13 protein-coding genes are annotated in these 13,809 nt (G+C 38.8%); 10 read left to right on the plus strand and 3 right to left on the minus strand.

Annotation, left to right across the window (positions count from 1 at the left end; all coding sequences use genetic code 11):
• Positions 1 to 6 precede the first annotated feature (6 nt).
• On the minus strand, positions 7 to 708 hold the full coding sequence (locus IV512_RS13095) for a bifunctional 2-polyprenyl-6-hydroxyphenol methylase/3-demethylubiquinol 3-O-methyltransferase UbiG (protein ID WP_209404073.1): 702 nt from the start codon (positions 706 to 708) through the stop codon (positions 7 to 9).
• A 73-nt stretch (positions 709 to 781) separates the two neighbouring features.
• On the opposite strand from IV512_RS13095, the gene IV512_RS13100 reads away from it, so the two are divergent.
• The 4 genes from IV512_RS13100 to IV512_RS13115 all read left to right on the plus strand — a co-directional run bounded on the left by IV512_RS13100 (position 782) and on the right by IV512_RS13115 (position 3,543).
• Complete coding sequence (locus IV512_RS13100; RefSeq protein WP_209404075.1) at positions 782 to 1,279, plus strand: YkgJ family cysteine cluster protein; 498 nt, start codon at positions 782 to 784, stop codon at positions 1,277 to 1,279.
• 10 nt (positions 1,280 to 1,289) lie between these two features.
• Positions 1,290 to 1,769, plus strand: a complete 480-nt coding sequence (locus tag IV512_RS13105) for a GyrI-like domain-containing protein (RefSeq protein ID WP_209404077.1) — start codon at positions 1,290 to 1,292, stop codon at positions 1,767 to 1,769.
• Positions 1,770 to 2,185: 416 nt separating this feature from the next.
• Positions 2,186 to 3,055: a sterol desaturase family protein gene (locus IV512_RS13110; RefSeq protein WP_209404079.1), complete on the plus strand. Its 870-nt coding sequence runs from the start codon at positions 2,186 to 2,188 to the stop codon at positions 3,053 to 3,055.
• Positions 3,056 to 3,105: 50 nt separating this feature from the next.
• Entirely contained in the window at positions 3,106 to 3,543 is a 438-nt protein-coding gene (locus IV512_RS13115) for a BLUF domain-containing protein (RefSeq protein WP_209404081.1), read from the plus strand.
• Here IV512_RS13115 and IV512_RS13120 read toward each other — a convergent pair.
• The gene (locus IV512_RS13120; protein WP_209404082.1) at positions 3,540 to 4,808 is read right to left on the minus strand and encodes an exo-beta-N-acetylmuramidase NamZ domain-containing protein; all 1,269 of its coding nucleotides are present in this window, start codon (positions 4,806 to 4,808) and stop codon (positions 3,540 to 3,542) included. The two genes, IV512_RS13115 and IV512_RS13120, sit on opposite strands and share 4 nt — an antisense overlap.
• A 3-nt stretch (positions 4,809 to 4,811) precedes the next feature.
• Here IV512_RS13120 and IV512_RS13125 point away from each other — a divergent pair, with 3 nt between their 5' ends.
• The 6 genes from IV512_RS13125 (at position 4,812) to IV512_RS13150 (ending at position 11,815) form a co-directional block, all read left to right on the plus strand.
• Positions 4,812 to 6,053, plus strand: a complete 1,242-nt coding sequence (locus IV512_RS13125) for an ABC transporter permease (RefSeq protein ID WP_209404084.1) — start codon at positions 4,812 to 4,814, stop codon at positions 6,051 to 6,053.
• Positions 6,054 to 6,113: 60 nt separating this feature from the next.
• A complete protein-coding gene (locus IV512_RS13130; RefSeq protein ID WP_209404086.1) occupies positions 6,114 to 7,091 on the plus strand; it encodes a PLP-dependent cysteine synthase family protein in 978 nt (325 codons plus the stop codon).
• A gap of 12 nt (positions 7,092 to 7,103) precedes the next feature.
• A complete protein-coding gene (locus IV512_RS13135; protein ID WP_209404088.1) occupies positions 7,104 to 7,880 on the plus strand; it encodes an aldose 1-epimerase in 777 nt (258 codons plus the stop codon).
• An 11-nt stretch (positions 7,881 to 7,891) separates the two neighbouring features.
• A complete protein-coding gene (locus IV512_RS13140) occupies positions 7,892 to 8,524 on the plus strand; it encodes a Crp/Fnr family transcriptional regulator (protein ID WP_209404090.1) in 633 nt (210 codons plus the stop codon).
• Positions 8,525 to 8,601: 77 nt separating this feature from the next.
• Complete coding sequence (locus tag IV512_RS13145) at positions 8,602 to 10,329, plus strand: SulP family inorganic anion transporter (RefSeq protein ID WP_209404092.1); 1,728 nt, start codon at positions 8,602 to 8,604, stop codon at positions 10,327 to 10,329.
• A 76-nt stretch (positions 10,330 to 10,405) separates the two neighbouring features.
• Complete coding sequence (locus IV512_RS13150; protein ID WP_209404094.1) at positions 10,406 to 11,815, plus strand: rhodanese-like domain-containing protein; 1,410 nt, start codon at positions 10,406 to 10,408, stop codon at positions 11,813 to 11,815.
• A 547-nt stretch (positions 11,816 to 12,362) separates the two neighbouring features.
• Here the strand turns inward: IV512_RS13150 and IV512_RS13155 are convergent.
• Positions 12,363 to 13,748 (minus strand): exonuclease domain-containing protein, encoded by a 1,386-nt coding sequence (locus IV512_RS13155; RefSeq protein ID WP_209404096.1) that lies wholly within the window; start codon positions 13,746 to 13,748, stop codon positions 12,363 to 12,365.
• Positions 13,749 to 13,809: the final 61 nt, after the last annotated feature.

Genomic DNA, 13,809 nt, shown 5'->3' on the forward strand with positions numbered 1-13,809 from the left:
TTAAGATTACCACAATCGTGCCAAATAATCGAAATGCTCTCCCTCTTGAACCAGTTCACATTGCAGGCCTGCGGCGACACAGGCATTCGACAATGTACGATAATCTACGTATAGCCAACTAAATGGTTCACTTTTTTCACCTTTATAACTAGTCGTAAATTCTACTTGCCCGTAATAATGGCCAGTATCGCGCACCCAAACGCCGCCATCTTCGTCTTGCTCAAACATGTATATAATGTCACTAGAATCCAATAGTATTTGTCCGTTCGGTTTTAACAAGCTTTTAAGATGGAGCAAATATTTATGAAGTTGGTTCAGTTCGCCTACGATGCCAATACCGTTCATAAGCATTAGAAGAGTATCGAATCGAGCTTTGTCGAAATCTATAATAGGAGAGTGTACCGTTCGTTCAACTCCCCTTCGTATACAGGTATCGATAGCACCCTTTGAACTATCTAAGGCGGTCACTTCAAAACCATTTTCCTGCAAATACAGACTGTGACTGCCAGCGCCTGATCCTATATCCAAAACAGAGCCCTGACATAGCGATAGAGCTTTTTGTTCCAGTTCGGGCATCTCGTCGAAAGTTCTGAACAAATAGGGGAGGGGTATACTATCTTCCTCATCCAATGACGAGCATGTGGTAATGTCTTCCGAATAATTGCCTTGTTGGTAATCTTGAAGTGCTATACCAAAGATATCTTTCATTACAGATGTGTTTGTTTTACAAAAATGGACTATTTAGACATTTCTTGCTTAGTTTTAACCAGATTTTAGGAGGATGGATAAGATACTGGAACAACTTCCGCGGAAAGCGAACGAAAAACACGGGGAGAACAAAAGGTTTTTTACCAAACTAAAAAAACGACCTCCCAAAAATATCGACTACATCATGCAAGAGTTGCATGAAGCTGAATTTGAGCGCACCGATTGTTTGGAGTGCGCCAATTGTTGTAAAACGACGGGGCCTTTATTTACGACTGCGGATATCGAAAGAATATCGAAATTTTTTCGTCAGAAACCTCAGGTTTTCATTGAGAACTATTTACGAATTGACGAGGATAATGATTATGTGTTGCAAGAGATGCCCTGTAGTTTTTTAGGTGCCGATAATTACTGTTCGATTTATGATGTGCGACCAAAGGCCTGTCGTGAGTTTCCACATACCGACAGGAAAAAATTTCAACAAATTTCAAACCTTACCCTTAAAAATGTTGCAATTTGCCCAGCAGCCTTTAACATTGTTGAGGCTATGAAAGAGCGAATAAAATTAAAATAAGGAATAGAACGTGCAACCTAGAATTGAAGAAATAGCTGAGAAGATTTTAGTAGGTCACGCTTTACAAATGAGTTTGACGAATAACCGAACATTCGAGTTGTGGAGTGGCTTTATGTCCAAAAGAAAACAAATCAAAAATCAAATAGGTGCAGATTTATTTTCTTTGCAGATTTATGATGAATCGAATTTAACCTTATTTGAGCCGACTGCCGAATTCACCAAATGGGCCGCTGTCGAGGTTTCGAATTTTGAAAACACTAATGACGATTTTGACTCATTGCTATTACCTTCGGGATTGTATGCCGTTTTTGTGCATAGAGGCGATATGAGTACTTTTCATAAAACGATGGAATCCATTTTTCAGGAGTGGTTGCCCAATTCAAAATATAAGCTCGATAAAAGACCGCATTTTGAACTTTTGGGTGAAAAATACAAGAACAACCATCCAGATTCAGAGGAAGAGGTATGGGTGCCGGTTAAGCTGAATTAATGCCTTTTAAAATTACGTTATTGTACTTAAAAAATCGAACTGGTCAACCTTGTTTAATCTTTCAAAATCATCATTATAACCTGATCGATTAAAGTTTTGATCATTTGTTTTTGGTGTTTCCCATCCCCCAATGAGGAGAATCTTTGGGCCATCAGCTCGTATACCGTTTAAAATTACAATCTATCAATAGGACAGTATTAGAGATGAAGGTTGTTCAAGGATGCGGAGATAAAATAATATCAATGTTATATTAAGTTTTCAGATGTGACCAGTAAAACAGTTTCAAAAGCTCATTTACTGAAAAAATTACGATATATCTGTGAACCCCACTTTGCAAAAGCTAATGATTTAAATTTTGTATATTTCTAAAGGATAAAGTTTACGACTTAAACCTTTCTGTTGTAGCATCCCGATACATGGAGTCACTTATAAACTATTTTGAAAGTATACCTTCACTACACCGTTCACTAATTCTGGTAGGCGGCATTACATTTTTCTGGATTCTTGAAGGTGCTGTGCCTCTTTTCCGCTTCAAATACAAAAAATGGAGGCATGCGTTGCCGAACCTCTTTTTTACGTTTACGACGATAATCGTCAACTTTGCTTTGGCTTTTCTACTTTTAAAAACCGCAGATTGGACTGCGATCAACAATTTCGGAATTATTAATTGGCTGCCCGAAATGCCACTATGGGCCTATGTGATTTTAGGAGTCTTGCTGTTAGATTTAGTAGGTGCGTATTTGGCACATTTGGTTGAGCATAAAGTAAAACCCCTCTGGATGGTTCATTTGGTACACCATACCGATCATAATGTGGATACGACAACTGCGAACCGCCACCATCCTTTAGAAAGCATGATTCGCTTTACGTTCACCTTGGCCGGTGTCTTTGTTATTGGTACTCCTATAGGTATTGTGATGCTGTACCAATCACTTTCTTTGGTTGCTACACAGTTCAGCCATGCGAACATAAAGTTGCCCCATAAAGCCGATGAACTTATCAGTTGGATCATCGTTTCCCCAGATATGCATAAGGTACACCACCATTATAAACTACCTTATACCGATTCAAATTATGGAAATATTTTTTCGATTTGGGACCGCCTTTTCGGTACTTACATGAAATTTGAGAGGGAAAAAATTGTCTATGGGGTCGACACTTTTCCAGATGAAATAGAAAATTCTAGTATTAAGGGATTGCTCAAACAACCATTTCATAAATATAGAAAACCAACCGGTCTTGAGCCCATTGAAGACTATTCTGTTGAACAGGCTTTTGATAAATAGCCTATGGTCATAGACTTTATAGTATTTTTGTGCTTAACGAAATTCAGTAGATGATATATAAACTTACTTATGAATCAAATGCCAAGACACCTTTTGATACTAATGGTGTAAATGAGATTCTTGCAAGTGCCAGAAATCACAATAAATCGATGAACATTACGGGGTGTCTCGTTTATCACAATGGTTCGTTTGTTCAGATTCTAGAGGGCGAGCGCGAGCAAGTACGTTCTCTTTTTAAAGTAATAAAAAAAGACCCAAGGCATTCAAAAGTGCGGCTGGTCAGTGAAGAATTAGATGATGAACGTAGTTTTTCAGATTGGAATATGGCCTACTTTGACCCTGGGGTACATAGTTTGAGTAAATCTGACTTGCAGAATTTTGAAAAGAATATTCTAATGCTTGCTGATTTTTCAGACAAACTGTCTACCACTGTAAACATGTTTTGGTTGAATGTACGCAAGATTATTCTCAATCTGAAGATTGCTTAATACATCAGATATTTTGCCCTAATTTTTTTGAACTCTTCCAATTGAGGTTGCCAACTGGCCTTAATTTCCTCTTCTTTGAGACCTTGTTCTATCTGTTGTTGCAGTTTTTTGGTCCCGGCATGTTTAGTGAAACCACTTGTATTAAAGACCAAGCTTTTGTCTTTCGCATTCATATACGAATCAATTACCCAGTGCAATGAAACTTCGTTTTTCTTGGGTATTTCAGATAAATCTTTTCCAAAGCACTTTTTACCTTCTTCTTTTGGGTGCTTCGATCCAAAGTTCGGTTTCGGAATGTAACTGAAACTGTATTGCGTACTATCTAAAAAAGAAGCTCCATAGCGTTGAAATTGATATTCCGTTCCACGACCGGCGTTAATGTTAGTACCTTCAAAGAGACCTAAACTGGGGTAAAGATTAATAGATTTGTCATTCGGTAGGTTTGGGGAAGGTCGTATGGGTAACGAATACTCGGTCTCGTACGTCCAATTATCTAAAGAAATAACTTTCAAATCCGCCTTTTTTCCACCTTCGAGCCAACCCTCACCATTCAGCATTTGTGCATATTCTCCAATAGTCATGCCGTATACTAATGGTATTTCGGTCATTCCTAAAAATCCGGTATGGGCCTTTTCCATAGTCGGGCCATCGATATAATGGGCATTGGGGTTGGGGCGGTCTAGAACAATAATGGGTTTGCCGTTTTCGGCACAAGCTTCCATGACCAACTGTAATGTTGCGATATAGGTGTAAAATCTGACACCTACATCTTGAATATCGAAAACGATAACATCTAAATCATTCAATTGAGCAGCTGAAGGCTTTCTGTTCTTTCCATATAGAGAAATTAAAGGAATACCAGTTTTTGGGTCTATACTGTCTTTTATCTTCTCACCTGCATCTGCCGCTCCTCGAAATCCGTGTTCCGGAGCGAACACCGTTTTAATGTCAACATTCATGGCGAGTAAAGAATCGACCAAATGCTCATATCTAAAAGGTGCTTGGGTCGAATCGCCTTCAGGATCTGTAGCTTTGAAAATAACACTGGTCTGATTGGCTACAATCCCCACTTTTTTATTTAGAAGTTCATTGATATAACGCTCTGTTCGGTTAGCACCAACGGTTACCGGAGGGGCAATTACCGAGTCTTCTACCTGCACATTGGTCTTGGTAACCGTATTGTTGGCTTTCTCTTGGTTTGCACATGAGGAAAAGACCAAAAACCAAATGAAAAATGTACTTTTGAAAGAGGATAAAAATGCCATATATTGAATTTTGAATATTTTTTGGCCAAGAGGCTCATCAAGGGTGCAGCGCATAAAATTAGTATTTCCGCTCCGATAATAAAAATAGCGATTGCAGCTATTGCATTGGGCTTAATTATGATGCTGATTGCCGTTAGTACCGGTGTGGGGCTCAAATATAAGATTCGTGAAAAAGTTGCTGCCTTTAACGGTCATATTCAAATTTCAAATTTTGATAATAATGCTTCTGATGTTTCAATAGTACCCGTTTCACTGAATCAAGATTTCTACCCTAAGTTCACTACTATTAATGGTATCTCTCATGTACAGGCCGTCGCAAGTAAAGGTGGTATCATTCGTACCGAAGAAACCTTTGAAGGTATTTTAGCGAAAGGGGTGGGGAAAGACTACAACTGGTCTGTGTTTGAGGAATATATAGTTGATGGCGAATTACCCGATTTTAGCGGAGAATTGAACGAGCAGGTGTTAATGTCTCGTCTTATGGCGAATCGATTGAATCTTAAGACCGGCGATAATTTCTATGCCTTTTTTCTTAAGGATGACGACGTGTCAAAATTGCCCAATCAGAGACGTTTTACCATTTCTGGTTTGTACGATAGTGGATTTGAAGAATTTGACGGGGTCTACTTATTTACCGATATTCGGCATATTCAACGAATGAACAAATGGGGAAAAGATGAGGTCGGCAATTTTGAGATATTTCTAAACAGTTTTGACGATATCGATGAAAAGAGTAAAGAGATTTACGGAAAGACCTTATCAACCCTAGACACCCAGACCATAGTAGATAAGTACTATAAAATATTCGAGTGGATCAATCTTTTTGATTTTAATATTTTACTGATTATAGGCATTGTTATCATCGTAAGTGGCTTTAATATGATAACGGCCTTGTTGGTGCTTATTTTAGAACGAACCCAAATGATCGGGGTGTTAAAGGCGTTGGGGTCTGCAAATTGGAGCATTCGAAAGGTATTTCTTTACAATGCGACCTATTTGATCGGTATTGGACTTTTTTGGGGCAATTTAATTGGTTTGGGAGCCATATTCATTCAACAAAAGTTCAGAATTTTAAAATTTCCGAATCCGCAGGAGTATTACATTGACTATATACCCGTGTATATCGATTTTTCAACTGTATTGCTTTTAAATTTAGGTGTACTGTTTCTTTGCCTGTTAATGCTGTTGGTACCCTCATTTATAATTACAAAGATTACACCTGTAAAGGCAATTCAGTTTGAATAAAATAGAGACCTTTTTAAGTCTCAACTTTTTAAGACTGATGAAATCAAAAACTAATTTTGAATGAACTATGCAAATAATATACTTGAGACCATTGGCAATACACCCTTGATCAAACTCAATAAACTGACTTCGGAATTACCTTGTACTGTTTTAGCCAAATACGAAACTTTCAACCCCGGTAATTCGGTCAAAGATCGTATGGCCTTGCAGATGATTGAAGATGCTGAGAAGGCAGGTGATCTTGAACCGGGTGGTACCATTGTCGAAGGAACTTCGGGCAATACAGGTATGGGTCTGGCTCTAGCGGCTACAATTAAGGGGTATCGTTTGATCTGTGTGATGAGCGATAAGCAATCAAAAGAGAAAATAGATATATTGAGGGCGATGGGGAGTGAAGTTCATGTATGCCCTACCGATGTAGCCCCTGATGATCCTAGAAGTTATTATTCTACTGCTAAAAGGTTGGCCAGCGAAATACCGGGAGCCTGGTATGTGAATCAATATGATAACCTATCGAATACCAAAGCACATTTCAAGAGTACGGGACCCGAAATATGGGAGCAGACCGACGGTAAGGTCACACATTTTGTTGTGGGCGTTGGTACCGGGGGTACTATTTCGGGCGTTGGTTCGTATTTAAAATCGAAAAATCCGAAGATTAAGGTTTGGGGCGTAGATCCTTATGGTTCGGTATTCAAGAAATATCACGAGACAGGGGTTTTTGACGAGAACGAGATATATCCTTATGTTACCGAAGGTATAGGTGAAGACATACTACCTAAAAACGTGAATTTCGAAATCATTGATGGTTTCACAAAAGTGACCGATAAAGATGCTGCGGTATATACACAACGATTGGCCAAAGAAGAGGCCATGTTTTTGGGCAATTCTGCCGGCGCCGCCATTAAAGGGGTGTTACAATTGAAAGAGCATTTCACAAAAGATGATGTCGTCGTAGTGCTTTTTCATGACCACGGTAGCCGATATGTGGGAAAAATGTTCAATGACGAATGGATGAAGAAACAAGGGTTCTTATAATATAATTTAACTATGGAAATTCTGAAATCAGGAAATCAAGAAGTCAAAATAGATACAGGTGAACTCGTGAGTTATCAAGTGGATGGGCACGAATTCATTCATCAAAAAGGAAGTCCAGGCTGGCGTAATGCCGATACTGAAATGTTTCCTATTATTGGTCCAACAGCTGATGCTAAATTTCAGGTACAGACTCCGCGAGATATCGCAATTCAAGACCAACATGGTTTGCTCCGAGAGCTTGATTATGAGCAAGTGGGTACATCTACCGTTGAAGCAAAATATGCTAAAAATTACAACGAGAGAACCCCGGTATTGAATTCGAAATATCCTGAGAAGTCGAATAAACAGTACTTGTTCTGGACGTATAGTTTCAGGTTCGAAAAGAAATTTGAATTGAATGAGCAGGGCCTGAATATATCATTTACGGTTTCCGGAGAGCGAGACACGCCTTTTATGCTGGGGTATCATCCAGCATTTAAACTGCATGGCGATAATCCTACGATAGTTGCCGATGATAAAATTATAACCTTGAAAGAGGTTTTAGATGTGGGCAGTCGAGCTTTACAAGTGCCCAACTGCACAGAAATAATACTTCAAGACAAAGAACAGCTCAAAATTACCACCGAAGGTTTTGGCAATTTTATGTTGTGGACAGAGGTTGACAATATGCTCTGTATCGAACCGATTACGTTCTACCCATATGCTGTTGAGCAGCAAAACCTGCACGATGGTTTCGAATTCTTGAAAACTACTGAGAAGGTGTTCAAAGTTCAGTTGACCAAATTGTAATAGATAAAGCGATGAATGAAAAGCTAAATCAACACTACGGTCATCTTTTTGAAGAATCTCTGCTTTCTGAAATAGAAAGTGTAGGCCATCAGAAAAAGATAGCTCAAGGTACGGTTATAATGGACATCGGCAAAACTCTTACCCATATGCCATTGCTGTTCGAAGGGGCTATAAAAATTCTTCGTGAAGATGATAAGGGTGATGAACTCTTGTTGTATTTCTTAGAAAGTGGAGATACCTGTGCCATGACATTTTCTTGCTGTATGGGGCAACATAAGAGTGAAATAAGGGCGGTGGTCGAAAGTGATACCGAGCTATTGATGATTCCAGTTAGTCAAATGGAAGTATGGATGGCCAAATATCAGTCATGGCGACAGTTTATTTTAGACAGTTATCATACCAGAATGATGGAACTACTGGAGACCGTCGACACCTTGGCTTTTATGCGTATGGATGAACGCTTGCTCAAGCATCTTCAAGATAAGGCCAAGGTCAATCATGATGAGGTTATACAAACGACGCACCAAGAGATAGCTTACGACCTCAATACATCTCGAGTGGTGATTTCACGGTTGTTGAAAAAGCTTGAAAATGAAGACAAAATAGAGATGTACCGAAATCAGATTAAAGTACTGGCCCTCTAAATAATCTTTAGAATTGCAATCAGTGAACATGTAACCCAAGTCACATATAGGGCTTCAATTTGTTTTACCTTTGTCTCATGCGAAACTTCTTTCCGTTTTTGCAATGGTTGCCGGCTTATAATAAAAGTTGGTTCACAAAAGACATTTTGGCGGGTCTCACCGTTGGTATTATTTTGATTCCTCAAGGTATGGCTTATGCCATGATCGCAGGTTTACCTCCCGTTTATGGATTATATGCTTCATTGGTTCCAATAGTCGTTTATGCTTTTTTGGGTACTTCGAGACAAATGGCGGTTGGGCCCGTTGCGATGGATTCTCTTTTGGTTGCAGCCGGGCTGGTGCCTTTTTTAACTACTGGAGGAGAGAACTATGTGGCCATGGCTGTATTGCTGGCATTTATGGTCGGCGCCATACAAATTGTATTGGGCGTTCTACGCATGGGTTTTTTGGTCAATTTTTTGTCTAAACCTGTGATAAGTGGTTTTACATCTGCAGCGGCATTGATTATTATTTTTAGTCAGTTAAAACATTTACTGGGGGCCACAATCGAAAAAAGTAACCGCTTTCATGAAATGGTATATAATGCCGCTATAAAACTACCGGAGACCAATATTGTTGATTTGCTTATAGGCTTGATCGGTATATGTTTTATTATACTGTTTAAACGGTTGAATCGTAAAATGCCGGCTGTTCTTGTCGTAGTAATTCTGGGTATTCTAGTGGTCTATCTTTTCAATTTACAATCGTACGGAGTTAAAATCGTGGGCAGTATACCTACAGGTTTACCTCATTTCGAACTACCCAGCGTAACCTTTAAAAATTTGCTTGAAATTGCACCTATAGCCTTTACATTGGCTTTAATCGGTTACTTAGAGGCAATTTCGATAGGTAAGTCACTTGAAGAAAAAAACGGGGAGGAAACTGTGGTAGCGAATCAAGAGTTGATAGCTATTGGTGCTTCGAACCTATTGGGTTCATTGTTTCAATCTTATCCCGTTACCGGAAGCTTTTCACGTTCGGCCATAAATGGGTCTTCGGGAGCCAAAACAACGGTTGCATTACTTTTTAGTGTTATGATGGTTGTGGTAACATTGTTGTTCTTAACACCTTTATTTTATTATTTGCCCAATGCGGTCTTGGCTAGTATAATCATGGTTTCCGTAGTGGGATTGATCGATATCGAATACCCAAAAAACTTATGGTCATATCGCAAAGATGAGTTGGCGATTTTAATGTTTACATTTCTGATTACTTTATTTATAGGTATTACACAAGGTATTCTTTTAGGTGTGCTCTTATCTCTTTTGATAATGGTCTATAAAAGTTCAAAACCCCACTTCGCCGTTTTAGGAAAAATTGAGGGTTCCGATTATTACAAGAATATAGATCGATTTAGTAATGAGGTAGAGTTACGTGAAGATTTACTCATTATAAGATTTGATTCGCAACTCTATTTTGGTAACAAGAATTTTTTCAAAAAGCAACTTTATAAAAGTATTGATGGTAAGGGAGATTCATTAAAAGGCATCATTTTAAATGCCGAGGCCATCAATTATATCGACTCAAGTGCTGCTCAAATGTTGATTAGGGTGATAGATGATCTTCAAGGCCGGGGTCTGCAATTTTATATAGCAGGTGCCATTGGCCCAACAAGGGATATTATCTTTAGTAGCGGTATAATAGATGTGCTGACCAAGCAGCATTTGTTCGTGCGTACGAAAGAAGCCGTTTATTATTTTGATCAAACCGAATTGCCATCTGCTATCAGTGAGAAAATCGCTTATCAGAATTTGAGAAAGCGGTAACATAGGTTACATTAGAATCTAGGGGGTATAGGTATTTTTGTAAGTAAGAATAGTATTTAAAGAAAATAAAATTGCCATGAAGATAGAACAGATTTATACCGGGTGTCTGGCGCAGGGGGCTTATTACGTTGAAAGTAGAGGTGAGGTAGCGATTATTGATCCCTTACGCGAAGTCGAGCCTTATTTAAAGCGGGCAAAGGCTGATAAGGCACAGATCAAGTTTATTTTTGAAACACATTTTCATGCTGATTTTGTAAGTGGCCATGTAACCTTGTCAAAAGAGACGGGTGCACCTATTGTCTACGGGCCCAATGCAAACCCTTCTTTTGATGCGATTATAGCAGAAGATGGGCAGGTTTTTCAGCTGGGTGATATTACCATTCACGCACTTCACACTCCAGGTCATACTATGGAGAGTACTACGTATCTCTTACGTGATGCAACAGGAAAAGACCATGCTATATTTTCTGGGGATACTTTGTTCTTAGGAGATGTGGGGCGCCCCGATTTAGCGCAGAAGGCTGCCGATATGACCCAAGATGACCTTGCGGGTATTTTGTACGATAGTCTTCGAAATAAAATAATGCCTTTAGCTGATGAAGTGGTGGTTTATCCTGCGCACGGTGCAGGGTCGGCTTGCGGTAAGAATATGATGAAAGAAACGGTAGATACCTTGGGCAACCAGAAGAAGATGAATTATGCTTTGCGTGCCGATATGACCAAGGAAGAGTTTGTTGCTGAAGTAACTGAAGGGCTTTTGCCACCCCCAAAATATTTTCCTTTAAATGTAAAAATGAACAAAGAGGGCTATGAAGATATTGGTGATGTACTAACTCGCGGAACCACGGCTTTAGACCCAAAATCTTTTGAAGATACCGCTAATGAAACGGGCGCGATAGTTCTAGACGTAAGACATCAAAAAGACTTTACTGAAGGGCATGTGCCACGTTCTATATACATTGGCTTGAATGGAGATTTTGCCCCATGGGTAGGAGCGCTTATCGCCGATACCCAACAACCTCTTTTATTAGTTTGCCCAAAAGGAAAAGAAGAAGAAGCGGTTACCCGCTTATCTAGAGTTGGTTTTGATGGTACTATAGGTTATTTGAAAGGTGGTTTTGAAGCTTGGAAAGAAGCGGGGAAAGATTTTGATACGATAACTACACTATCAGCTGATGAGGTAAAGAGGAGGGTCGAGAATGACTCTGTACCCGTATTCGACGTGCGAAAAGAAAGCGAATACCTTTCAGAGCATGTAAAAAAGGCTACTAATACTCCTCTAGATTTCTTGAATAATTTTATGAACGATTTTCCCGAGGACAAAGATTTTTATGTGCATTGCGCCGGGGGTTACCGATCGGTAATAGCTGCCTCAATTCTTAAAAGTAGGGGTGTTCATAATTTATTTGATGTAGAGGGTGGTTTCGCAGCTCTAAAATCATCGGGAGTACGGGTAACTGATTATGTCTGTCCGACTACATTATAATCTCAAATAGAGCCATAAAAGTCACCTTATCTCAAATATCTTTATGAGCTAAGTATTTGTTTCCTAAGATATATTCAATTTTCTACCATTGAAAATTAAGATTGAAGTATTTACGCATTTAAATAAATACTTAATAAGTCAATTTATTTTGCGAATGAAGCATTTCAAGAAGCATTTTATTGACAATTTCGCTAATGTTAAAGAAAACACAATAAATCATCTTGATTTAAGATATATTTTACTATCTTAAGTAGGAAATTTAAGACGATATGTTTTACGGGCACTCTCAAATGTATTGGTCTACTGTTGTTTACAATGATGCTTAGTTTTCTGGTGCAATCAAAATTTGTAGGGCATTTTTTCTGATGATATCAAATTTCAAGATTCCAGTTGAAACATTTTAACCGACCAGATTTATTCTAATGAAATATCTCAAATACAAATGGTGATGGATTACCTTCTTCTATATTCAGTTTTGGTGGGCTTCATTTTTGTGGTGTGGATGTTTCTTGTAATAAGAATGTACAGGCAGATGAAAAAATAACGATTAAAATGCCCAGGCTTCCTCTTTCAAATTGATAACTTTTCTTGAATTCTTACTAACGTATGACCGAATAATACTTTCGGTTTCAAGGGTATTCGGTTGAGCGATCAAATAAGCGGTAAGGTCTTCTTGGCTGTTGATGATTACTTCCTTTTCAATAAATCCGTACCCTATGTAAGCATTGTTTTTAACCATTATAAAGGCTTCTTCATCAGGTTCTCTTCCCTTTTCACGAATAATAAAATTTTCCCTTTCAGAATTGACCTGTTCAATGGCTTTGATAACTTTGGCATTGTACTCCCCAATGTTCTCAGAACCTTCGCAGATGCCGTCACACCCATTGATTCTATAGTGCGAACAGGTTTTCACATTCTCCTGTAAATGACAGTATTTGGGGCATAGTCGATAAACTTTGCAGATTTCTTCCAAAAACAATCTACAAGTGGTCGGGCTATATAAAACTGAAAATGCGTTTGGGGCCATTTTCAGCTTATTATAGGCAAGATGTTTAATGCCGTTACGATCTTCATAACTAAAAATGCCATAAGGCTGAATTTTGCGTTTTTGGGCACGGTTATGCTCGGGATAATAATGTTTAATTGCCGATGATTCCATCAAGAGGGCCACAAGTTCATTACCAGAAAGTTCAAAATCTATATCAGCCGTTTCAGCACACATGCGAACCTCTTTGCTCGATTTGTCATAAAAATGGCTAAGCACTCTTTTTTTGAGATTCACAGCTTTGCCCACATAAATAATCTTGCCTTTGTTATTCTTGAAGTAATACACTCCCGGCTTATTTGGCAATCGCTTAAAAGCATCACGGGGCAAAGAGGCTGGTAAAGTAGCCTCTTGAGAGCGTGCGTTCAGAAAAGTCTTAAAAACTTGTTCAGCACCATCTGCTCGCAATAATTTTTTAAACAATAGGGTTGTAGCATGTGCATCGCCTCGGGCCCTATGCCTATCGGTCAACGGAATTTCTAACGAAGAGCAGAGTTTGCCTAAACTATAGGAATGATAACCGGGCAACAATTGACGTGAGAGCCGAACGGTACATAATTTCTTTCTGGTAAACTCACGACCGATCTCTTTTAATTCATTTTTAATGATGTTGTAATCAAAATTGACACTATGAGCCACGAAAATTGTACCCTCGGTGATGCGTAAAATTTCAGGAGCGATTTCATCAATGGTGGGGGCATCACGAACCATCTCGTTATCGATTCCTGTCAACCGGGTAATGAAATAAGGTATTTCACAATGCGGATTGACCAGCGAAGTAAATTCATCTACAATTTCATAACCGTCATATTTAAAAATAGATATTTCGGTAATCTTATTTCCCCTGATGCTATTTCCGGTGGTTTCTATGTCAACAATGCAATACAATACTTGAATTCTTTTGCTCAGAACTTAAAGTTAGTTTAAAGTTCTACTATTACAAAAATAG

The sequence above is a fragment of the Pseudozobellia sp. WGM2 genome (genome assembly GCF_017810075.1).
GTDB lineage: Bacteria > Bacteroidota > Bacteroidia > Flavobacteriales > Flavobacteriaceae > JADNYK01.